Source organism: Bacillus cereus group sp. N24, assembly GCF_016483345.1.
Taxonomy (GTDB): domain Bacteria; phylum Bacillota; class Bacilli; order Bacillales; family Bacillaceae_G; genus Bacillus_A; species Bacillus_A toyonensis.
Map to the genome: position 1 here is coordinate 316,489 of NZ_JAEHCA010000003.1, position 22,119 is coordinate 338,607.

Consider the following 22,119-nt stretch of genomic DNA (forward strand, 5'->3'; position numbering starts at 1 on the left):
AAAAAGGTTACCATTTAAAAAATGGTAACCTTTTTTATGTTTCATATTCTCTTTTCTTTTCTTGTCTCTCTTATATTGTAGTGGTACTCTAATAATAAGGGGGAGAAATTATGAACACACTTACAATTGAATTACCGCAAGAAACGGCTGAAAAACTCGATTTATTAAAACAAGCTTATGAAAAGAAAACAGGTGCTAGCATTTCTGAGAGCACTCTCGTTCAAACACTTATCTCAAAAGAATTTATCCAAGCAATAACTCCTTTTGATTTACAACAATTTATTAACGGAAAAGAACAGCATTAATGCTGTTCTTTTTTTATTGCTATTTAAAATACAAAAAAATTTTACTTATTTTCCGAAAAACCATTGACAATGATAATGATAACCATTATCATTTATTATGAAGCCAACAATTGATGAATCAACCAAACGCTCAGTAACATTGTTACCCCTCTTTTTCATATAGAAAGGCACTGTACATTCCCCCTGTTTGTACAGTGCCTTTCTTGTTTTATCATCGTTCAAATAAATTTAATTGCTCAGGCTTTGGCTCACCATATGTAATGTTCATCATTTTCATAAGTTGTTTCGCATTATCCGCTGCATCCCCGCCCGAATTATTATTAAATAATACGTATATGTCCTTTGTCTTCTTTTTTAGTTGCTCTAGTCGTTCTACCCATTCTTCTAATTCTTTATTGTTGTAGCGATATAAACAGCGAACCGCCCTCCAATTTTCCCCTTTATCCAGCCAGCCATGAACGTTTCGACCATGAAAGCGGATTAATGTTATATCCGAATCCGTCGCCTCTAATACGAGTGGAACCGAACCAATTCCCGCTTGCGGTTCATCACAAATTGTATGAATCCATTTTTCTTTCTCTAAAAATTGTAGCGTTTTATCTCTCATTTCTGGATAAAACCATGTTTGATTTCGAAACTCTATCGCACACGGTAAACCTTCCATTTTCTCTTTCGTATATCGAAGGAAATCTACATTTTTCTTTTTGCAATCAAACCATGGTGGATATTGAAATAAAATTATTTTTAATTTATTCGCTTCTATTAAAGGAAGAATCGATTGTTTATACACATCAAACATCTCATCAAACGTAGAAAAAGGAGTTTCTCCTTTCATATGCCCTGTCATTCCTTGATACGCTTTTACGACAAAAGAAAAGTCTGTCGGTGTTTCCATCGCCCATTTCGTATAATTTCGTGCCGGTTGCATCGCATAAAATGAACTATCCACTTCGACAATAGGAAAATGTTCACTGTATGTTCGTAATTTATTTTTATTTTCATAGGGATCTATATATAAAGAATCATGATCTCCCCACCCTGTCACTCCAATGAAAAACAATCATATTCCTCCCTTTCAGTTTTCATCTTATATTCATTCTACTGATTTCCCAATCATCTTGGACAATCAAATTCATTAAGTAACTCTTTCTTTAAGAGTATCCGTATAAAAATATGATATACTAAATGGAAGAATTTTTAAATTGAGGGGTTATTTATTTATGCTTCCAACCGATGATATTTTATCTCATGAAAAACGAATAGAAGAACTAGAAAATAAAGTACGTTTTTATGAAGAACTTGTGAATCAATTGCCGCATCATTTCACATATAAAAATCCACATATTGGTTTGCAAATAAAGAAAACAAGAACAAATCATTCCATTCAAAACATACGAAAAGAGAATAAAGAAGCTGATTTTCAACTTACTTGCGATTCATTATTTTTATTTGAACAACTTGAAAAACACTTTGTTCATATTTTTGATGCTTTTTCACATCATGTAACCTTTATTGATAATAAGGGGAATATTACATTATGTAATCAAGCTGCTGCAGATGATTTTGTTGTAATACGAAACGAAATAATTGGAAAGCCAATTCAACAATTACTTAACTTACCTGAAGAAAAAATTAAAGCTATTGAAACCTTAAAAACAGGAACCGAAATATATAATGAAGAGGTTTTAGACAAAAACTATGGCATTATTAATAATCGAATTATTCGCGATTATAATGGAGAGATTTTTAGAGTTATTAGCGTTTTTCATTATTTAAACACAGAACGTGATGCAGAGAAATTTTCATTAGCAGGACGAATTGCCGCCGGGATTGCACATGAAGTACGCAACCCACTTACAACAGTACGGGGATACTTACAGTTTTTACAAGAGAGTGTATCTCCATCCAATAAAGAATTATTTAAACACTTACTTATTCCTGAATTAGATCGTGCAAATAGTATTATTACAAAATTTTTATCTATATCGAAAACACGCGAATTTAAAAGAGAACCGTTTCCCATTAATACATTTTTACGTGAATATATTCAACAGCTACTAGCAAGTGAGGTCTTTTTGCATAACATTTCAATTGATTATAATTTTTCTAATGAATTAGATGATATTTTAGTCCATATTGATCGCCATGAACTTGTTCAAGTGTTTTTAAACCTATTTCAAAACGCCGTTGATGCTCAAGGTGAAAAACCTCTTTCTATTCAAATCACTAGTTATCGCCTAGATAACTTCGTTCGGATTACTTTCACAGATAATGGAACTGGTATTCCTCCAGCTATTCAAGAATATATCTTTGATCCATTCTTCTCAACAAAAGATTCAGGAACAGGACTGGGCCTATCAGTAACAAAGAAAATTATTCAAAATCATAACGGCACATTAAAAATGACTAGTAATCAAGCCGGTACAACTTTCACTATTTCTATTCCAACTTTATCTAAAACAAACCATGAAAGAATGAATGAATACAAATGAGGTATTCCTCCACAAACCGCATGCCAATTGTTAGATACTCTCAACAATTGACATGCTTTTTTATGTTGAACTAATCTTCTTTAATTTCTATAAATCTTTCTCCATAACTTAATTGTTTTTGCTTGGTAGGCAAACTTCTTATTTTTTTAGAAATAGTAGTTTGTCCATCACGAATTTAGTATAAATCTCATCTTAATATATAGTAACGACTATTGATTCTATCAAAGAAAGGAATGAAAAGATAAACAATATAAATAAAGGAAAAGTATTTTATGGTAATGATTGTTGCGAAGTAAGAGCTTGCAGTCATATTAATATCTCTAAGTCCGAACTGAAAGAGTTTGTTAGACTTCTTCAAGCACTTGGTCAAGCTATTCAAGCTGTCTTTCAAACCCCTTCTCAAAATAATATAGATAATCTAATTGATGCCCTAAATAATCTACAAAAGTTCCTCAATTGCTTAGATTTATCTCCGGCACAAAAACAAATCGGAAATTCTATTATCACTAATCTATTAACTATTTTAAGAACAACACCTTTCTCATGCGGAGCATTGTACGTTGAGCTACAAAGCTTGCTAAGTTATTTAAAGTAGATTGTTGTACTATCGACAAATTAGTTAAACTCATAACAGAGATCCAAACTATTCCTAGTTCAATACGGATCAGATTGCCTTGGAGGAGGTGATAGTAGGACTCAAGGGGCTTAACTGGTGTCCAAGGACCGGCGGGCGCTCAAGGTGCTACTGGTGCGACAGTCCAGCGGGTACTCCAATTCCTGTAACTATCGCGTCCATCGGAAACTCCAACGCACAAACTATATTTCCTGGAACAAACATCCAATTTAATCAAGTTTTTGAAATAAATACTATCACTTTTAATGACACTTCAGACACTTTAACAGTTTTAGAAACAGGCGTATATGATATTAATTTCTCAGCGTCTACAACTTTCCCAGGCTCTTCACCGTTTGGGTTCGGTATTTCCTTCAATGGTCAACCACCTACTCGTAATTTTTCAACTAACGTTATCAGTAGTGCTGTTTCTTTCTCTACAATCGTTACTTTACAAACTGGTACAACAATCGCTGTACAACCTACAGCAAATACTATTTCTATTCCTAACACAGGTGATACAACAGCAACACTATCTGTTTTCCGAATTTACTAATTTCACTAAATAAGCGTATTTATAATAATATGCATCATTTGACTGTAAATTAAATTTCTCTTTTTATATAGAACGGGGCACTTATTTGGGAGGATAAGTGCTCCTTCTTTACGTTTCTTTACCTCAAATTTACTCTATCTTAATCCTCATTTTGTATGATAAATAGTGAAGTCAAAGATATGAAAGAGGGATGAAAATGAGAGTTATGTCACTGATACGCATCTGGGTTGCTTTTATGGTATGCATTATTTTATGTGTAGGATTTTTTTTAACTCTAAAATATTCCACTATATCAAAAGCAGAGAGAAAAACAGTTCCATACAAGCTTTTGTATACAAAACAAAGTAACATCCCTTATTCCAATGCAGCAAATAATGAAAAAAAGGTTATAAAAGGAATGCTTATTACGAAAGCTTCTAGTTACGAAACGCTACTTCAAATTGCTGAAACGATTAAAGATCAGTATATAAATAAAGAAATTGATGAAATCACGCTTTCTATCCATAATGAAAATAATGGTAGTTATGAAGAAGAATTACCTTACGAACCTATTAGTAAAGGCAAAATCATTATCACATATGATTCTCAATCCTCTGGCAGTACGAACATTATACTAAACGAGTAATATCATTTCCCAATTGGTATGGGCTAATCATTAGCGGTGAATAAACATCCCTTAATGATTGAAGTTTCACTTTATTTTTCATACGAAAAAGAGGCGGATTTCGTTATTCGCCTCTTTCTTCTTTTACCAAAGTGATGGAATCCACTCTTTCACTTTATCAAACCACTCTTGCTGCTCTTGTTTTCTTTGTTGTTCCTGTTCTTTCCTTCTCTTCTCTTCTTCTTTTCTTCGTTTTTCCTCTTCGATTGTTTGCAATTGTTTTTTGTAGTCAGCCTCTGGTATTAGCGATAACTGGAATGCTTTTTGAGCTGGATTTGCATTTGCTTTTTTCATGATATCCCGGAACATCGTCGTCGTAATTTGACTCCCTCCTGGAACATAATGCTCGCTATCTGTTTTATCATATCCTACCCAAATCGCACCTACTAAATCTGGCGTATATCCAACAAACCATGAATCCTTTGCACCATTGCTTGGACCATTTACAATTTGAGTAGTACCTGTCTTACCCGCCGTATCAACATTATTAACTTTCGCTTTTTCACCTGTTCCCTTTTCGACAACACCTTTTAATAAATATGTCATCTTTTGAGCAATTTTTTCACTCGTCACCCGCGTCTCTTTCTTATACCATTTCCCAATCGTTTCACCTTCAGCGTTTTGAATTTCTCTAATTGCATGAGCCTCCACTTGAACACCATCATTTGCAAATGTACTATATGCTTGGGCCATTACAAATGGAGATGTACCTACATGCATTCCGCCTAAAGCAATCGGATACGTACGATCTTCTGGCACTATTGGAATACCAAATCTCTCTAAAGATTTCAATCCTTTATCTAATCCTATTTGTTCTAACAGCCAAACTGCTGAAACATTATACGACTTTGCCACCGCTTCATACATTGTCACATTACCATGGAAGGTAAGATCACTATTTTTCGGTTCGTATTCTTTAATACTAAATGGTTCATCTTTTAATATATCGTATACTTCATACCCTTGTTCTAACGCTGGTACATATACAGCAAGAGGCTTTAACGTTGAACCTGGTTGCCTTTTTAATTGAGTAGCATGGTTAAATTGTAAAAACTGATACGGCCCTCTGCCTCCAACTAAAGCTGGAACACCACCAGTTTTTGGATTCACAAGGACCACTCCTGTTTGCATGAGCTGATCTGAACCACTATCTTTAAAATAGTTATCATTATTCACAACATCTTCTACAGCCTGTTGTTTTTTCGAATCAAGCTCTGTATAAATACGATAACCACCTGCTAAAATCTCATTTTGTGTTAATTCGTACTTGTCCATTGCTTCTCTAACAATATAGTCTACATATTGGGAATATTTACCTTTGTATTTATCATCAACACCACGTTTTAATACAAGACCGGACTCTTTTTCTTTATTGTACTGTTCTTCAGAAATATACCCTTGCTCTTTCATTAAACTTAATACGACATTACGTCGTTCAATTGATTTATTAAAGTTTTTATAAGGCGAATACGCAGACGGCGCTTTAATCAAGCCCGCAATCGTTGCAGCTTCTGAAATTGATAAATCTTTTACATCTTTATCAAAATAAGATTTAGCTGCTCTTTTTATACCCCAAGCCCCTTCACCAAAATAAATTTGATTCATATACATTTCAATAATTTCATCTTTTGTATAAGTACGTTCTATTTTTTTAGTTAGAAAATATTCTTTTATTTTACGTGAGAACGTGCGGTCTTGTGTCAAAAATACATTTTTCGCAAGTTGTTGTGTAATTGTACTTCCCCCTGCTACAACTTCTCCTGCTGTAATATTTTTAAAAACCGCACTTATAATTCCACTATAGTAAATACCGTGATGGTTAAAAAACTCCTTATCTTCTACTGCAACAATTGCCTGAACCATAATGTTAGGAATATCTTTCCTTTTTACGCCTTCTGTTTTAGAAGAAGCCAATTTAGTCGCAACTTCATTGTTTGCATCATAAATTAAAGTCGGTTGCGGAACAGCTTGTTTTAATTCAGATATGTCTTGAATGGAAATTATTATATTTATAGCAATAAATATAGTAACGAGTAAACTGCCCAATACAATTAATGAATTGCGTAGTTTCTTCCTCTTATTGAACCACTCAAGCGTTTTTTTAAAGTGAGTGTTCTTCAATTTCATTCGTTCACTTCCTTCGTTTGTTTACACTCTTCTTTTCAAAAGGAAGAATATACCTCCTTTTAAATTTATTATAATAACGTAGTCCTTCCTATAGTGTAAAGCTTTTCTTTCACATTCATACTTTTTGCAAGAAAAGGACATTCTACAAGTAAGATATTCAATATCGATTATTAATATTATTAATACAACAATGAGAGTTATGTTAAGTTTTTGTAAACTTTTCGATAAAATGTTTTAAAAAACGACAGTTTTTTGTTAGAATTGACTAGCCAATATATTTTACATATATTACTTTTGTGGGGGTAACTAATAATGGTCTTTAAATCAAAAAAAGATAAATTTTCTGAAATGTTAATGAATGTTTCTGAAAATTTAAAAGAAGGCGCGCAATTTTTCGTGGAGTATAAAATTAAAAATGCTAGCGATTTAAAAGAGTTTTCTATGCGCATGAAAGAATATGAGTCAAAAGGTGACTCATTTATTCACGAAATCATTATGGAGCTAAACAAAGCGTTTATTACTCCTATTGAACGTGAGGACATCCTACAACTTGCAATGAGTATGGATGATGTATTAGACGGATTAGATCACGGTGCTGGTCTGTTCGAAATGTATTCTATTACAGAAGCTGATGAATACATGATTAAATTCGTAGAAGCAATTAATCAATGTGCAATTGAAATTGCAAACTCTGTTGAACTACTGTCTAAAAAGAAGTTGGTCGACATTCGTACGAACGCGATTAAGATTAAGGATTACGAATCACAATGCGATGATATTCGTCGTCATGCGATTAAACACTTATTCTCTCGTGAAAAAGATCCGATTAAGATTATTCAATACAAAGAGATTTACGAAGAGCTTGAAGAAGTAGCTGATAGCTGCCAAAGCGTTGCAAACGTATTAGAAACAATTATTATGAAGAACGCGTAAGGAGTTTGATCATGGATACACTCTTGATACTGACCGTTTTAGTAGTCATTTGCGCTTTAGCTTTTGACTTTATCAATGGATTTCACGATACAGCAAACGCTATTGCAACGGCTGTTTCAACGAAAGCTCTAAAGCCTAGACATGCAATTATTATGGCAGCTATTATGAACTTTTTAGGTGCAATGACATTTACAGGTGTAGCAAAAACGATTACAAAAGATATCGTTGACCCATTTGCTTTACAAAATGGTTCTCTTGTAATTTTAGCTGCTTTACTTGCGGCGATAGCTTGGAACTTAATTACTTGGTACTACGGTATCCCAAGTAGTTCTTCGCATGCAATTATTGGCTCAATCGCAGGTGCAGCTATTGCTGCTGCTGGTATTAGTTCATTAAACCTTAAAGGATTCATTAAAATTCTTGAAGCTTTAATCATTTCACCGATTATCGCTTTTGTTATTGGTTATATCGTATACAGTATTTTTAAAGTGGTCTTTAAAAACTTTAACTTAACGAAAACGAATAAAAACTTCCGTATATTCCAGATTTTCACTGCAGCATTACAAGCTTATACACATGGTACAAATGATGCACAAAAAGCAATGGGAATCATTACGATGGCTCTTATGGCCAATAACTATCATACTTCTAGCGACATCCCGTTCTGGGTACAATTATCTTGTGCAATTGCAATGGGTCTTGGTACTTCTGTCGGTGGATGGAAAATTATTAAAACTGTCGGTGGACAAATTATGAAAATTCGTCCTGTAAATGGTGTAGCTGCTGATTTATCATCATCACTTGTTATTTTCGGTGCAACATTCATTCACTTGCCAGTTAGTACAACGCACGTTATCTCTTCTTCTATTTTAGGGGTTGGTGCTTCTCATCGTGTGAAAGGTGTAAAATGGGGAACTGCAAAACGCATGTTAATTACTTGGGTTATTACACTTCCTATTTCAGCTTCATTAGCTGCGTTATTTTACTACTTATTACACTTAATCTTTTAATCAAAAGTCGTCTTCCTTATTTTTCTAGGAAGACGACTTTTTTGTGAACAAGCCTATTTCTTATTAAAAAGCGTGTATAATAATTGATGGACAAGTTATATAGAGGAGTTGGCAATTTTGGAATACATCATGTTACTTTTCATCGGATTAATCGCCGGGACCGTCGGGAGCCTAGTTGGGCTTGGGGGCGGAATTATTATCGTTCCGTTATTAATTGGATTACACAGTTTATCACCACAACTCGCAGTAGGAACTTCTATGGTAACAGTCGTTTTTACAGGACTGGCTTCCACCCTTACGTATATGAAGCATAAACGGGTGGATTATAAAAGTGGACTTATTTTATTTATCGGGAGTGGCCCTGGTGGTATTATCGGATCATGGGCAAATAAATTTTTAAACCAAGATACATTTTCTTTATATTTTGGGATTTTCCTTATTTTCGTCTCCATTCTTCTTATGCTACGAGACAAATTAAAACCTCTTTCCTTATCAAATATGTCTGTCATTAAGCGGTCTTTTACAGATAACAAAGGAAATACTGTACACTATCAATTCCCACCGTTTCTTGCTATCTTTATCGCCTTTATAGTTGGGTTTATATCTGGATTATTTGGAATTGGTGGCGGTGCCTTACTTGTTCCAGCGATGATGCTTCTTTTTGCATTCCCAGCACACATTGCTGTGGCAACTTCGATGTTTATCGTATTTTTATCAGCAATTGTAAGTTCTGCAACTCACATCTCTCTTGGAAATGTTAGCTGGACTTATGCATTAATTCTTATTCCTGGTGCATGGATTGGCGGAAAAATCGGGGCTTATATTAATACAAAATTAAGCGGTAATGCCGTAATTAATTTATTACGTATCACATTAATAATTCTTGGAACTAGATTAATCATTACTTCACTTTTATAACGCGTTCTTTCTAGAATGCGTTTTTTTATACACATGAATATAAAAAAGCTCCTAGGAGAACAAATAAAACTAAACAAACACTTAATAGCATAAAATTTGAAATATGTACCTTCTTCAAGTTGATCACTCCTATAGCTGCGACTGTTATCTTTATGATAGCGAAAAAACAGTTCGCATGCAGTTACAAAGTGCTAACAATGCAAAATCATTTATTACAAATTTTATCCTTTTATTTCATTTCCTTGTATAATCTATCGATTCAATAAAAAAAGATGTCATATTGACATCTTTTTAGTGAAGAAGTGACCATCCCATAAAGTCTTCATGTACTTGGCACGCCCTCTTATCGTTTCGATCATATAATTCAGCATAACTATCTGTTTCTTCATCATAGGCCATCGTATAAATAATTTGGCCGTCTATTTCAACGGATAGAACGACTCCACCTTTCATCTCTTCTACATGAATGATAGCATTCGCCGGTATTCTCATATCCGTCATCTTCATCGCATCTAACAATATACTAAACCCCCTACAGCGTATTCATTGCTAGTACTATTACACACTAAATAGTATACTACTGTAATAGCATACATTTCGTCAATGAAATTGCTGTTTAAATAGCATATTGTCTTTATACATATACGCTAAAATAGAAAAACTAGAAATGTTTAAATGGGGGGCTAATATTGATTCTACACAAAGGAGATGTACTATTCCGTCAAGGCGAGGACGGTCCTTTATATTTTATAAAAACAGGTTTATTAAAAGTGGTTCGACTAGAAGAAGACGGAACACCATTTCTATTCAACATTATCGTTCCAGGTGAAACGATACCTCACCATTCTTTAATTTCGCCGAAGGAATATCACGGTACTGCTATTGCTTTAATAAAAACAGAAGTTGAACCGATTACTAGTAGCGAATGGTACGATAGACTTCAAGCAAACCCTAAATCATATGCCGACATCGCTATGCAATTACAATCGAAACTAAGAATGATGCAACAGCGGATTGACCAATTGTCAACTGTCTCTCCGAAAGAACGTCTTCATCGTTTACAAGAGTGGTTCACACTATATTTAGGTGACATTCCTATATATGAAATATTAACGCAAACTGAAATTGGTCAACTGATAGGTATACGCCGTGAAACAGTAAATCGGCTGTTAAGAGAACAAATAAAAAACGAGGTAAAATAATACCTCGTTTTTTGCTTATTCAAACTCACCCTATTGTAAGCTTGCTGCTGGACCAAAAAATTCATAATGAATATGCTCTTGTTTCACACCTAAATCAATTAGTGCAGTATTTATATGCTTCATAAATGGCACTGGACCACAGAAATAAAATTCTGCTTCAGTTGTCGGAATAATAGTTTGTAACCATTCACCTTCAATGAATCCTTCTTTATCAAAGTTTTTTATTTCCAAATCTTTTTCAGTCGGCGCAGAATAGCAAGTGTATGCTTTAACTTGTTCGTATTCATTGTCTACTGCCTTAACGTGTTCTTTCATCGCATGTGTAGTACTATTTATCGCTGCATGAACAAAATATACATTACGTTTTGAGTCTTGTTCAATTAACGTATTTAACATACTCATCATCGGTGTAATACCTACTCCACCACTAATTAGTACAACTGGTAATGTTGAATCCATATTTAATACGAAATCTCCCGCTGGTGCACTTACTGGCAGAATATCTCCTTCCCCTACATGATCATGTAAGTAATTAGATACTTTACCACCTGGTGTATCTACACCTTCTTCTTTTTTTACACTAATACGATAATATTCTTTTCCAGGAGCATCAGATAAGCTATATTGACGATTATGTGTATATGTTTCACCTTCAATATTTATTTGAATTGTTACATATTGTCCTGGGATGAATGAAGAAACTTTCCCGCCATCTTCAGGTTTTAAATAAAATGATGTAATAACGTCACTTTCTTTCACTTTTTTAACAACTACAAAGTTTCGGAAATCTTTCCATCCACCTTCTTTATGTGCAGCCTCTTCATACATCTCTGCTTCAATGCTAATGAATGCATCAGCAATGACTCCATACGCTTCTCCCCATGCATTTAAAACTTCATCAGGTGCACCTGCGACCTCTTTAATCGCTCGTAGTAAACATGTACCCACAATCGGATAATGTTCCGCTTTAATACCTAAACTTCTATGCTTATGACCAATTTGTTTTACAACTGGAATAATTGCTTCTAAATTATCAATGTACATCGCAGCTGCATAAACAGCATTTGCTAACGCTTGTTGTTGTCTTCCCTTTTTCTGATTCGTGTGGTTGAAAATATTCAATAACTCCGGATGTTCCTCAAATAAAATTTGATAAAATCTCGTTGTAATTTCAACGCCTTTTTCTTGTAATAATGGTACTGTTGATTTTACGATTTCAATTGTTTTTGCACTTAACATTGTATCCCACTCCTCTATTTCCTTAACTGTTTTTAGTTTAACTGAATTGTATTATACACATTGTGATTTTAATCACTATTAACACGGTGTTTTTGTGAAAAATATATGAACATTGCACTTACAAAAAGAAAATAAGCCAACTAGAATGCTAGCTAGCTTATTATTTGGACTGTATTGCTTGTTCAATTACCCTTATATCTTTCCCATCTCCAAATTCTGTATACCCCCAGATGTTCGTTTCGCCTCTATATTTATTTACGATAATATCTAAGTCATGGTATACACGATGGGCATAAACTACATACTCAATATTTTGAAGCTCCACACCTTTTTTTACAATTTCATAACTTCTATTTACATCACGTTTGATCTTTTCATTTTTTATTTCTGTATGTATGTTTTTTAAAGATGATTCTTGTTCTTGAAACCATTTCTTTAAATGGTTCCAGTCCCCGTCTGTATAATTCTCTGCCTTACCATAATTTAAGAAATTATTATAACTTTCATGTGTCGTACGAATAAAATCAAGCACTTTTGTCTCTTCTTGTACCGCTTCTATTTGAGCTATTGTATTTACCCCAGCGGGCTTATTCGCATAATGTAATAGCACTTTCATAAGACTATAACTCGCAATGATCATCACGATTATAATGCTGAACACACTTAGCAATTTCCTCATATACAGAACTCCTTTTCTACTATGAATATTACAATAGAGTGTTTCACTTCTATCATTCGCTCGTAGAAATACAATTCCTGTTTAAATTCTTCCTATCATTTCGACACTATTTTTCTACACATTTCGCCTTGGCAAATGCTCCTGTAAAACAATATAACCTTCATAAGCTGTATAACCAAGTATAGCTATTAATCCGATATAACAAGCGAATACTGTCCATTTCGTTTTCGCATCAACTTTATAATAGTTTTCTTTTTGTACTTTTTCTTTTTCCCATTCATTTAATTGTTTTTCCGCTACTTCAAATGCCTCCCTGATGTGAATTGTATACTCGTCTTTTTCATCCTCATATGGAACATAGTCTAGCGGCTCAAACTTCGGCAAAAGATGCTCTAACACTTCCATTCTTTGAAGTTCCCCTGTTTTTAATTCTTTTTCATGCTCTCTTTGTCTTAATACATTCATCTCATGATGCATCATGTATATAGTCCGATGCACAGCACCAGTTTCTTTTAGTTCCTCTTCAAGCTTAGCAACATATTCTTTCATTCCATCAATTCTATAACCTAATTCTTTAATCGGCTCATCTCTCTTTATTACTCTATATAGTTCCATACAGCCGATAATGAAAATAAATCCTCCCAAAATACTTTTAAAGTAAATTGAATAGCCTAGCAATAAAACAAGCCCTGCTCCCCAAATTTTCGTACTTACAACTGAAATAATCCGGCCACCATCTAGCGGTGAAACGGGAATTAAATTAAAGAAATTAATCATACTTCCAAGCAAAATAACAAGTGCCCAAAACGGCTCTTTCGTGATCATATAAAGTGGAATAGCCGGTAAAAATGAAAGTAATCCGAAAAGAGGCCCCATATAAGCAATATACGCTTCATCTTTTGCGTTTTTCGGCATCTCTTTCATTCCAATAAGAGCCCCCATAAATGGAATGAAGATTGCCGGTGATGTAGGTATCCCTTTTCTTCTTGCCGCCCATAAATGACCCATTTCATGAACAAATAACAAATAAACAAGTGCTACTCCAAATTTCCAACCATATATAACTGCGTATGCACCAAGTGATAGAAACATACTAAATACAGTTGAAAACTTTGCTAATTTAAAGATTGCGAATACCCACTTTAGCTTAGATAGTAAAAATAACCCTATTGCAACAATAATTCCCCATAATCCTTTTTTATTATTTCTCATGTCCCTCTCCTTTATCTTATTGAAATGAGCTATATGCACCCATTTCAGTTTATTCTATTCTCTATTATGACACATTTTTTTCTTTTCTTAGAAATAATGTTTATATCATCCATTTTTAGACAAAAATACAAATGAAAGGAGGTAGATACAAATGAAATTACAATCTCTCATTATAGGTGCTCTCTCTTTCTTAGCCTCAACTCTTATTTTTTATACCGTTAGCTACCTATTATTATTAGATTTGTTGCCAAATCACTTATTCATCGCTCTTATGATTCTATCCGCTCTTATGATTTCATTTCTTATTACACGAAAATCCATAAATGAGCCATCTGCAAAAGCAAAGTAATAGAGAGGGGATTCTCTCCCCTCTCTATTATCATTTCCTAGGAAAGTCCATATAGACTTTCCTATTCACTTTATCTTTGTAAATCCATTTTTTCACCATACTCTTTAACAATTTGAATGATATTTTGAAAAACGCCTATTTTTTCTTTTTTATTATTTAATATTTTCAAATCATAATTTTCATAATATGTTTCTAATGCTTTTAATTGGGATAATGAAGCATCTTTTATCGGAACAGTAACATTCAATTCATACTGTTTATACCCCTCCTTTACTTTTTCACCTGAAATCATTTCACTCTCTTTTGCTCCAATTAATTTTTGAACCTTTTCCGGGAAAATCAATTGCAAATAATATTCTTGTTCCTGTGCTAACTTGTTGTAAAGTGATTGCGAAATCGTATAACGTACCTTATAATTCATTTTTTGATCCCCTGCTTTAATATGAAACGCTGTAATCTGCAAATCTTTTTTCGTTACTTCTGTTAAAGGGTCAACCTGTATCTCGTCTTCTTTTTGTTCTGGAATCTTTGGAAATATAGACAAAAGTTTTTCCGTATCTTTTTCGTTCAACATGTACATAGCCTTCTTATATTGCAGCCAGCCTCGTCGATCTTCTCCTCTTAACCATGCATAATACGTTTCTTTTTTCCCATCTCTACTAATTTGTATTTCATATTCAGGTTCACCAAAGCTACCTGTTATTTCTTGTTTTTCCGCATTATTTATAATATCTATTACGGCCTTAACTTCTGACTCCTGTAACTTTTTCTCTTTATGTTTTTTTTGTATAACAGTTATCCCTATTGTTTCTTCCACTTCATTCACCGTCTCCTCTACTTGTTTCGTTTCTTTCTTTTGTTCTGCTTGACCACACGATGCTAGTAAAATCACACATAAAACCATTACATACTTCACTTTCAACTCAATCCCTCTTTTCTAATAAGAAATCCTTATAACCTTCATATAAGAAACAAAAACATGAGATCATATTAAATAAGCTATACTATACACTGAAGGGAGGATTTTACAATGTCCATTAATTTTCATGATGCAAATAATAAGTACACATATGCAACTAGAAATGCCCATGTTTCTTGGGAGGAAATGATAAAAAACATTACAGATATACAAAACAAACAAATAATTGACATAGGCTGCGGCGGTGGTATTTACACGAAAGAACTTGCTCTTATGGGAGCCAAAAATGTTGTTGGACTTGATTTTTCAAAAGAGATATTACAAGCTGCAAAAGAAAATTGTAGCGGCTTTCCAAACATTTCATTCGTTCACGGTGATGCACATAGCATCCCATATCCTGATGAAACATTCGACATAGTTATTTCGCGCGCAGTTATTCATCATTTACAAGACATTCCTACATTTTTACGTGAAGCTTCTCGTATATTAAAGAAAAACGGTGTACTTATTTTACAAGATCGAACCATTGAAGATTGTACAATTCCAGGAAGCCCTGAACACATTCGCGGATATTTTTTCTCGGTATTTCCAAAACTCATTGAAATCGAATCAAAAAGAAGACCAAAAACTGCTACTATACAGCAAGAATTACAAAAGCATTCTCTTCACGTGTTCCCTTCGCAAACACAATGGGAAGTACGAAAAATACACGATTCTGTAGCAGCATTACTACAAGACTTATCTCCTCGAACCGGACGATCCATTCTATACGAATTAACAGATCATGAGCTTGCTCAACTTCTACATCATATCCAAATCGCATTACAAAACATCTCTCCTATTATTGAAAGAGATCGGTGGACAATTTGGAGCGGCAGGAAATTGTAAGGAAGGAAGCCTCACAAATGAATGTGAGGCTTCCTTCTTTCATAATCTAATTTTGCAACACTCTTGATATCCTCCACTTCTGGCCTGTGCACTCCCACACTTCGGACATACTAAATATCTAGACTGATTTGTCAACAAACTACCTTTTTGAAAGAGTAAAACTTCTGCTTGTTTAAACGAACGCGAATAATATAACCACATAAAACCAATTATAGCAATAATGCCAAATAATACTCCCATCGCAAGCATTTCAGTCACCTCTTTTGGTTTGTTCTTTCCAGCAAGTGGATTGTTTTATTATTCTCTGTAAATTCTATCAATACCTTCTTTACTCCTATAAATATCAACTTTCTCTACAAATTTTACAATTCTCTACAACTATTCACCCCCGTTTTACACTTCATCATTTCCTTCACAATAACAAATATCATCTTTGATATTTCCGCATATAAATATATCTTTCAAAAAACATATTGACTTTCAAAAAAAAACATGCAACAATACTGTCAGAATACTTGAACTAAAATTCATTGACGAGAACGAGTACGTTATCGGACTGTTCCCCAGAGAGTTGGCGATTTGCTGAAAGCCAACGTTCAGTGCGTAGCCGAAAATCATCTCCGAGAAGTAGAACCGAATGTTACAGTAAGTTCTTACCGGCTGTCCCCCGTTACAAGGAACACGTATCATGTTGTACGTTGCAAAGCCGTATACATATAGATTTATTTCTACATGTATAAATTAGGGTGGTATCGCGGGTAAATATAACTCGTCCCTTTCTTTAGGGGCGAGTTTTTTGTGTTCTTACAAATGAATTTTAAAAAAGGAGGAAAAAAAACAATGAACACTGTATCAAAAAAACATATTTTTTTCACAGGTCTTATGCTATTTTCTTTATTTTTTGGGGCAGGTAATTTAATTTTCCCTCCCATGCTTGGACAAAATGCAGGTGAAAACTTTTGGCCTGCAATGATTGGATTTTTACTAACAGGAGTCGGCTTACCTTTATTAACTGTTATTGCAATTTCTTTATCAGGAAACGGTATGCAACAACTTGCAAGTCATGTTCACCCATTATTCGGAATTTTCTTTACCGTAGTTGTATATATTGCAATCGGTCCATCTATGGGGATTCCGCGCGTCGCTAACGTCGCCTACGAAATGGGTGTTAGTTCTTTCTTACCAGAAACAATTCGCTCTAGTAGCCTAGCGTTATTTTTATACACAGTCATCTTCTTTGCTATCGTATTTTGGCTTAGTTTAAATCCATCTAAACTTGTTGACCGTATCGGAAATATATTAACACCTATTTTATTACTCTCTATTTTCTTATTGTTTGTTAAAAGTGTATTTACACCACTTGGGCAATCCGGACAAGCAATGCAAGAATATCAAACTTCCCCAATCTTCAAAGGTTTTATGGAAGGATATTTAACGATGGATACTATTTCAGCACTTGCATTTGGGATTATCGTTGTAAATGCCATTCGCTCTAAAGGTGTGAATGATCGTAAAACCATTGCCATTGCAACAGCAAAAGCAGGATTTATTGCTGCTACCGGACTCGTACTTGTATATGGTGCACTTGGCTGGCTCGGTGCGACTAGCGTCTCTCTCGGATACGCAAAAAATGGTGGACAGCTACTTACTGTTATCGTACAACAACTATTCGGTCCATATGGTCTTCTTCTATTGTCTCTTATCGTTACACTCGCTTGCTTAACGACATGCGTTGGACTCGTATCTGCATGCAGTCAATATTTCGCAACATTATTGACTACATTCTCATATAAAGCATTCGCGAGTATCATTTGCGCATTAGGGTTACTAGTTGCTAACTTAGGTTTAACAAAAATTATCGCCATCTCTGTTCCAATTCTACTTGTTGTATATCCAATTGCGATTGTACTCGTTCTCCTATCGTTACTACATAAATATTTCGGCGGTTATCGATCTGTTTATGTAGGTGCTTTATTCGGGGCAGCAGTTGTGAGCGTATTTGACGGATTAAAACAAGGCGGTATTCCAGTTTCATTTATCACACCCTATTTTGAATTTATCCCTTTATATAATGAAGGAATAGGCTGGCTAGTACCAGCATTAGCCGGAGCTCTTATCGGCCTTACTATCGCTAAGCTAAGCGGTGCGAAAAAAGTTCCCCTACTAACCGAATCCAGCGAAGCAAAAGCATCCTAAAAAAACTCCCGAAAGGGCGTTTTTTTACATTTGATAAGCAGTATGATTAAAACTGCTTATTTTATACGCTTTCGTATAATATTCAATATTTGTATCAACTGTCTCTACTTTGACAACATCATAGCAATCTTCTTGCTTTACTAAAAATAAATAATACTCTTCTTTCGCCTCAATAATTGCAATTTTATCTGTTTCAACATTATATTGTTCACAAAGCGCTTGTAATGCGTTCACATAGTCCCCTAATTTTTTAGACTTATCCATTCCGAATATAGTTTGAACTAACATATACATTCTCCCCTCTGTATGTACTGTTAACAACTTAATGATAACGCTTACATTATTTATCGTCAATAAAAAGATGCAACGATTTTACTGCCAAATCCAAATTGATGCAAGCTAATAATCAGCGAGGAATCTCCCCCGCTGATAAAAATTTCACTTTCCCCCGCATTAACGGGCAGTAAGACTCCCCCTCAAAATTCAGCGAATACGAGGAAGGTAAGCGGGAGATAACTGCCCGTAAAAGCCCGATTGGTGAAGGCCAATAATCAGTAGGAATAACCCCCCACTGATTAAAGTTTCACTTTATCATTTCGTTAATTGATGTCTAAATGCATAAATAACCGCCTGTGTACGATCACTTACATTTAGCTTATTTAATATGTTACTCACATGTGTCTTTACTGTTTTGAGGGCAATAAATAACTCATCTGCAATCTCTTGATTACTTTTCCCCTCTGCAATTAATAACAAAATTTCAGACTCTCTTTCTGTTAACTCCTCATGTAAAGGTTGTTCTTTTTTCTGGCGCATACGAGACATCATTTTGCCAGTAACTTTCGGCTCTAATACCGTTTCTCCATCATAAGTAGCTCTTACAGCGTCTGCAATATCACTTGCTCGGGATGTTTTTAATAAATAACTTGTCGCTCCTGCCTCGATAACAGGATATAGCTTTTCATCATCTAAAAAGCTCGTTACAACTACAATTTTTGCTTCTGGCCATTCTTGAATAATAGCACGTGTCGCTTCAACCCCGTCCATTTCATCCATAACAAGATCCATTAAAATAATATCTGGTCTTAATTGCAACGCTAGCTCTGAACCTTTTCTTCCATTTTCAGCTTCACCAACTACTTCAATATCTGGCTGCGTTGATAAATATGCTGATACTCCCATTCGAACCATTTCATGATCATCAACTAGTAATACTTTTATCATGATTCTCCCCCTTTCTCAATCATAATTGGCACTTTCACTTCAATTTGCGTACCTTTTGCCGGAAAGCTAAGTACTTTTAATGTTCCACCAATTTCATGAACACGCTCTTGCATTGATCGTAAACCGTATGAACCCGCTTTATTCACTCCCACTTCAAAGCCAACACCGTCATCAATAATTTTTAAAATCGCATATTGATCTATTTTACGAAGACGTACTTCCGTTTTCTTTGCCTTCGCATGTCGTAACGTGTTTGATAGAGCTTCTTGTACAATACGGAATAAATGATCTTCTACACCTTTTTTTAATTCAATTGGCTCAATTAACCATTCAATTTTCATATGTTGCTTTCTAGACAGTTCTGTTAATAATTCTTCTATACCCTCTGTTAACTTCTTACCTTCTAACTGTACTGGGCGTAGATGTAAGAGCAATGCTCTCATTTCTGATTGTGCATTTACGACCATATTTTCAACAAGTTGTAATTGTTTTTTTGTCGTGTCTGGAATTTCAGCTACTTGTTCATTAATGGCTGACATCATCATCGACATTGCAAAAAGCTGCTGACTTACTGAATCATGCAGTTCCCTTGCTAATCTATGCCTTTCTTGAGAAATCGCCTCTTGCCTCATCTCTTCATTCCAATGGGCTCGTTCATTCGTTACTTTTTGAAATAATCCCGCTTGCTCCTCTAATCGACGAGCAAGGCCGATTACTTTTCGTTCCACTTCATGGAATTCATCATCCGCAGTAAATGAAACATCGTTCGGAAAATTCCCTCGTTCTACTTCAAATAGAAACGTATTTAATCCTTGTATACGCTGCTCAATATAATAGCCGATTGCATATCCTATAATCCCCCCGATAAGGAGACTTGTGCTCATAATAAACAAGCCAATTGGAACAGAAGCGATGGATTCTTCCCATAATAAATCGTAAACTTGTTGCTCGCTTTTCCATACATACACAATTGTACAAATAAGTGCGATACTCACTGAGGATAACATCGAATAACGAATATACATCCACGAAATATTTTTTTGTTTTTTCATTATACTTTCCTCACTTCCGTATCACCTACTACAAGTGAAGAAATGATTTTTATACGACGAGGAGCTTCTTTATACTGTTCTGTTCTAAATGTAACATTACGATTAAAACCTGTTTCTTCATGCCCTGGCAGGAGTACCCGCCCAACAATTACAGAATGATTTAAAGACAATTCAATATCATACGGTACATATAAACGAATGTTACCAACGACACCTCGAATAACAATTACCGTTTCCCCCTCCGGAATCATAGCAGTTGTTAAATCAATCTCGACATCACAAGCACCATATTGGACATTAATATCTTCAAGTTCATAAATATGATCCATCATTCGTACATTACCTACGAACATATTTTTTATATACGGTTCTGTACGATATATTTGTTTTTCTTCATCTATATATCCCTTTTCTTTAATTTCAAATTTCATTACTTTTTGCTGATGTCCTTGTTGAATCAGTTGATAACCAATTAAAGCTAAACAAGCAAATACGACAAGTACAAACGCTGCTGATGAAAATAAGAAGAATAAGAATACTATACCACCGACAAATAAAAATACATTCCCTCTTACGTAACGATTCTTCTTTCGATAATGTCTTCCAAACATAAGCATAATAAATGCAAAAATTAGACCACCTGGTTCAAAATGTCCAAGTATCATATCAAGAAATAGACCGAATCCAAATATGATGAGGAGCATCCCCATTAATTGTGTTTTTGAAAAGCGCTTCTTCATTTCAGCTCCCCCCTCCTTGTCACATATACATAGAAGAAAAGGCATTGCTTTCCAACACCTTTTCTCCTATCACTATATCATAAGCCTGTTTTATAATATACTACAATTATTTTGTTACTTCTTTCGTTAACGATACTTCATTTTTCTCTTTCATTTCACGCTCAAGCTTTGCAATTTTCATATCAAATGTATCACGCTCATGCTCTTCATTTATACGAAGCTCTATGTCACGAATGTGATCTTCAATTTCTTCGAATCGTAAGAACGGATTATTTTCATCCATTTTATGAATAGCAGTATTCATACGGCGGTTTGCATGCGCCATATTTTCACGAGCCATTAATTCCATACGCTTTGCGTTCATTTCTTTTAATTTATTTTTCATTTCTGAAAGACGACGCTCTAACTCATCAATTTGCTCTACAACACCAGCATACATTTCTTCTAAGCGAGTTACTTGCCCTTCATAATACGCCACTTCTTCTAATGCACGTTCATGCAGTTGTAATTCGCCTGCTTCTTGAGCAATGATAGCTTGCTTTGATCTTTTGTTAACAAAATAGCGTGCTTGCTCAAGCTCACGAGCGAAGTTAGATTTTAATGTTTTATGACGCTGAATTAACTTCTCAATTTTTGTTATTTCACGCTCACTATCGCGTAAATATTGGTTTAACATTGCAATTGGATTTTTTCTTTCTTTCTCATCTAACACATTATGAAAATCAGCTAAAATTGCATCGCGTACACGTCCGAATAAAGATTGTTTCATTATAAATCTTCCTCTCTTCTACTTTATTTATA

At 34.6% G+C, this 22,119-nt stretch carries 23 protein-coding genes, 1 pseudogene and 1 other annotated feature; of the genes and pseudogenes, 11 read left to right on the forward strand and 13 right to left on the reverse strand.

All coding sequences use genetic code 11. The features are described from left to right. Nucleotides 1–110 precede the first annotated feature (110 nt). Complete coding sequence (locus JDS95_RS07520; protein WP_001094863.1) at nucleotides 111–305, forward strand: DUF3924 domain-containing protein; 195 nt, start codon at nucleotides 111–113, stop codon at nucleotides 303–305. A gap of 211 nt (nucleotides 306–516) precedes the next feature. Here the strand turns inward: JDS95_RS07520 and JDS95_RS07525 are convergent, their stop codons facing one another. Continuing rightward, on the reverse strand, nucleotides 517–1,365 hold the full coding sequence (locus tag JDS95_RS07525; protein WP_000465099.1) for a DUF72 domain-containing protein: 849 nt from the start codon (nucleotides 1,363–1,365) through the stop codon (nucleotides 517–519). A gap of 160 nt (nucleotides 1,366–1,525) precedes the next feature. Between JDS95_RS07525 and JDS95_RS07530 the strand changes: the two genes are divergently transcribed. The 3 genes and pseudogenes from JDS95_RS07530 (at nucleotide 1,526) to JDS95_RS07540 (ending at nucleotide 4,591) form a co-directional block, all read left to right on the forward strand. Continuing rightward, nucleotides 1,526–2,797, forward strand: a complete 1,272-nt coding sequence (locus JDS95_RS07530; protein WP_000938021.1) for a PAS domain-containing sensor histidine kinase — start codon at nucleotides 1,526–1,528, stop codon at nucleotides 2,795–2,797. A 241-nt stretch (nucleotides 2,798–3,038) separates the two neighbouring features. After that, nucleotides 3,039–3,966 (forward strand): annotated as a pseudogene (locus tag JDS95_RS07535) (Gly-Xaa-Xaa repeat protein). A 196-nt stretch (nucleotides 3,967–4,162) separates the two neighbouring features. Next, entirely contained in the window at nucleotides 4,163–4,591 is a 429-nt protein-coding gene (locus tag JDS95_RS07540; RefSeq protein ID WP_001265580.1) for a hypothetical protein, read from the forward strand. A 123-nt stretch (nucleotides 4,592–4,714) separates the two neighbouring features. Here JDS95_RS07540 and JDS95_RS07545 read toward each other — a convergent pair whose 3' ends face one another. Beyond that, nucleotides 4,715–6,757: a transglycosylase domain-containing protein gene (locus JDS95_RS07545; RefSeq protein WP_085449985.1), complete on the reverse strand. Its 2,043-nt coding sequence runs from the start codon at nucleotides 6,755–6,757 to the stop codon at nucleotides 4,715–4,717. Between the two features lie 312 nt (nucleotides 6,758–7,069). On the opposite strand from JDS95_RS07545, the gene JDS95_RS07550 reads away from it, so the two are divergent. The 3 genes from JDS95_RS07550 to JDS95_RS07560 all read left to right on the forward strand — a co-directional run bounded on the left by JDS95_RS07550 (nucleotide 7,070) and on the right by JDS95_RS07560 (nucleotide 9,618). Further along, complete coding sequence (locus tag JDS95_RS07550) at nucleotides 7,070–7,690, forward strand: DUF47 domain-containing protein (protein ID WP_000231444.1); 621 nt, start codon at nucleotides 7,070–7,072, stop codon at nucleotides 7,688–7,690. An 11-nt stretch (nucleotides 7,691–7,701) separates the two neighbouring features. Then, nucleotides 7,702–8,700 carry an inorganic phosphate transporter gene (locus JDS95_RS07555; protein WP_000380277.1) on the forward strand — a complete coding sequence of 333 codons (999 nt, stop codon included), beginning with the start codon at nucleotides 7,702–7,704 and terminating at the stop codon, nucleotides 8,698–8,700. Nucleotides 8,701–8,817: 117 nt separating this feature from the next. Beyond that, nucleotides 8,818–9,618: a sulfite exporter TauE/SafE family protein gene (locus JDS95_RS07560; protein WP_000455752.1), complete on the forward strand. Its 801-nt coding sequence runs from the start codon at nucleotides 8,818–8,820 to the stop codon at nucleotides 9,616–9,618. Nucleotides 9,619–9,909: 291 nt separating this feature from the next. On the opposite strand, the gene JDS95_RS07565 is transcribed toward JDS95_RS07560, so the two are convergent. Further along, nucleotides 9,910–10,137 (reverse strand): hypothetical protein, encoded by a 228-nt coding sequence (locus JDS95_RS07565; protein ID WP_000883004.1) that lies wholly within the window; start codon nucleotides 10,135–10,137, stop codon nucleotides 9,910–9,912. 170 nt (nucleotides 10,138–10,307) lie between these two features. Between JDS95_RS07565 and JDS95_RS07570 the strand changes: the two genes are divergently transcribed. Beyond that, the gene (locus JDS95_RS07570; RefSeq protein ID WP_000600584.1) at nucleotides 10,308–10,820 is read left to right on the forward strand and encodes a Crp/Fnr family transcriptional regulator; all 513 of its coding nucleotides are present in this window, start codon (nucleotides 10,308–10,310) and stop codon (nucleotides 10,818–10,820) included. A 30-nt stretch (nucleotides 10,821–10,850) separates the two neighbouring features. Here the strand turns inward: JDS95_RS07570 and hmpA are convergent, their stop codons facing one another. The 3 genes from hmpA to JDS95_RS07585 all read right to left on the reverse strand — a co-directional run bounded on the left by hmpA (nucleotide 10,851) and on the right by JDS95_RS07585 (nucleotide 13,950). Then, nucleotides 10,851–12,059 (reverse strand): NO-inducible flavohemoprotein, encoded by a 1,209-nt coding sequence (gene hmpA, locus JDS95_RS07575; protein ID WP_000947324.1) that lies wholly within the window; start codon nucleotides 12,057–12,059, stop codon nucleotides 10,851–10,853. A gap of 160 nt (nucleotides 12,060–12,219) precedes the next feature. Continuing rightward, nucleotides 12,220–12,738, reverse strand: a complete 519-nt coding sequence (locus JDS95_RS07580; protein WP_001228785.1) for a hypothetical protein — start codon at nucleotides 12,736–12,738, stop codon at nucleotides 12,220–12,222. A 114-nt stretch (nucleotides 12,739–12,852) separates the two neighbouring features. After that, a complete protein-coding gene (locus JDS95_RS07585; RefSeq protein WP_199690357.1) occupies nucleotides 12,853–13,950 on the reverse strand; it encodes a site-2 protease family protein in 1,098 nt (365 codons plus the stop codon). 151 nt (nucleotides 13,951–14,101) lie between these two features. On the opposite strand from JDS95_RS07585, the gene JDS95_RS07590 reads away from it, so the two are divergent. Continuing rightward, complete coding sequence (locus tag JDS95_RS07590) at nucleotides 14,102–14,299, forward strand: hypothetical protein (protein WP_000776282.1); 198 nt, start codon at nucleotides 14,102–14,104, stop codon at nucleotides 14,297–14,299. 70 nt (nucleotides 14,300–14,369) lie between these two features. Here the strand turns inward: JDS95_RS07590 and JDS95_RS07595 are convergent, their stop codons facing one another. Then, nucleotides 14,370–15,221: a YhfM domain-containing protein gene (locus JDS95_RS07595; protein ID WP_000865659.1), complete on the reverse strand. Its 852-nt coding sequence runs from the start codon at nucleotides 15,219–15,221 to the stop codon at nucleotides 14,370–14,372. A 108-nt stretch (nucleotides 15,222–15,329) separates the two neighbouring features. Between JDS95_RS07595 and JDS95_RS07600 the strand changes: the two genes are divergently transcribed. Next, nucleotides 15,330–16,106 (forward strand): class I SAM-dependent methyltransferase, encoded by a 777-nt coding sequence (locus JDS95_RS07600; protein ID WP_000026268.1) that lies wholly within the window; start codon nucleotides 15,330–15,332, stop codon nucleotides 16,104–16,106. A gap of 39 nt (nucleotides 16,107–16,145) precedes the next feature. On the opposite strand, the gene JDS95_RS07605 is transcribed toward JDS95_RS07600, so the two are convergent. Further along, nucleotides 16,146–16,355, reverse strand: coding sequence for a hypothetical protein (locus JDS95_RS07605; protein ID WP_000880630.1), 210 nt, complete (start codon nucleotides 16,353–16,355; stop codon nucleotides 16,146–16,148). Between the two features lie 272 nt (nucleotides 16,356–16,627). After that, nucleotides 16,628–16,886: a binding site (T-box leader), on the forward strand. Nucleotides 16,887–16,946: 60 nt separating this feature from the next. Here JDS95_RS07605 and brnQ3 point away from each other — a divergent pair. Continuing rightward, on the forward strand, nucleotides 16,947–18,302 hold the full coding sequence (brnQ3, locus tag JDS95_RS07610) for a branched-chain amino acid transport system II carrier protein BrnQ3 (protein WP_033661247.1): 1,356 nt from the start codon (nucleotides 16,947–16,949) through the stop codon (nucleotides 18,300–18,302). Between the two features lie 24 nt (nucleotides 18,303–18,326). Here the strand turns inward: brnQ3 and JDS95_RS07615 are convergent, their stop codons facing one another. The 5 genes from JDS95_RS07615 to JDS95_RS07635 form a co-directional block, all read right to left on the reverse strand. Continuing rightward, nucleotides 18,327–18,665, reverse strand: a complete 339-nt coding sequence (locus JDS95_RS07615; RefSeq protein WP_134853365.1) for a DUF3922 domain-containing protein — start codon at nucleotides 18,663–18,665, stop codon at nucleotides 18,327–18,329. A 228-nt stretch (nucleotides 18,666–18,893) separates the two neighbouring features. Further along, nucleotides 18,894–19,526 (reverse strand): response regulator, encoded by a 633-nt coding sequence (locus JDS95_RS07620; protein ID WP_000598709.1) that lies wholly within the window; start codon nucleotides 19,524–19,526, stop codon nucleotides 18,894–18,896. Then, nucleotides 19,523–20,578: a sensor histidine kinase gene (locus JDS95_RS07625; RefSeq protein WP_000744314.1), complete on the reverse strand. Its 1,056-nt coding sequence runs from the start codon at nucleotides 20,576–20,578 to the stop codon at nucleotides 19,523–19,525. Before JDS95_RS07625 ends, JDS95_RS07620 begins: the two co-directional genes overlap by 4 nt. Further along, on the reverse strand, nucleotides 20,578–21,318 hold the full coding sequence (gene liaF / locus JDS95_RS07630) for a cell wall-active antibiotics response protein LiaF (protein WP_000745641.1): 741 nt from the start codon (nucleotides 21,316–21,318) through the stop codon (nucleotides 20,578–20,580). Before liaF ends, JDS95_RS07625 begins: the two co-directional genes overlap by 1 nt. A 106-nt stretch (nucleotides 21,319–21,424) precedes the next feature. Then, entirely contained in the window at nucleotides 21,425–22,087 is a 663-nt protein-coding gene (locus JDS95_RS07635) for a PspA/IM30 family protein (protein WP_000814140.1), read from the reverse strand. Nucleotides 22,088–22,119 lie beyond the last annotated feature (32 nt).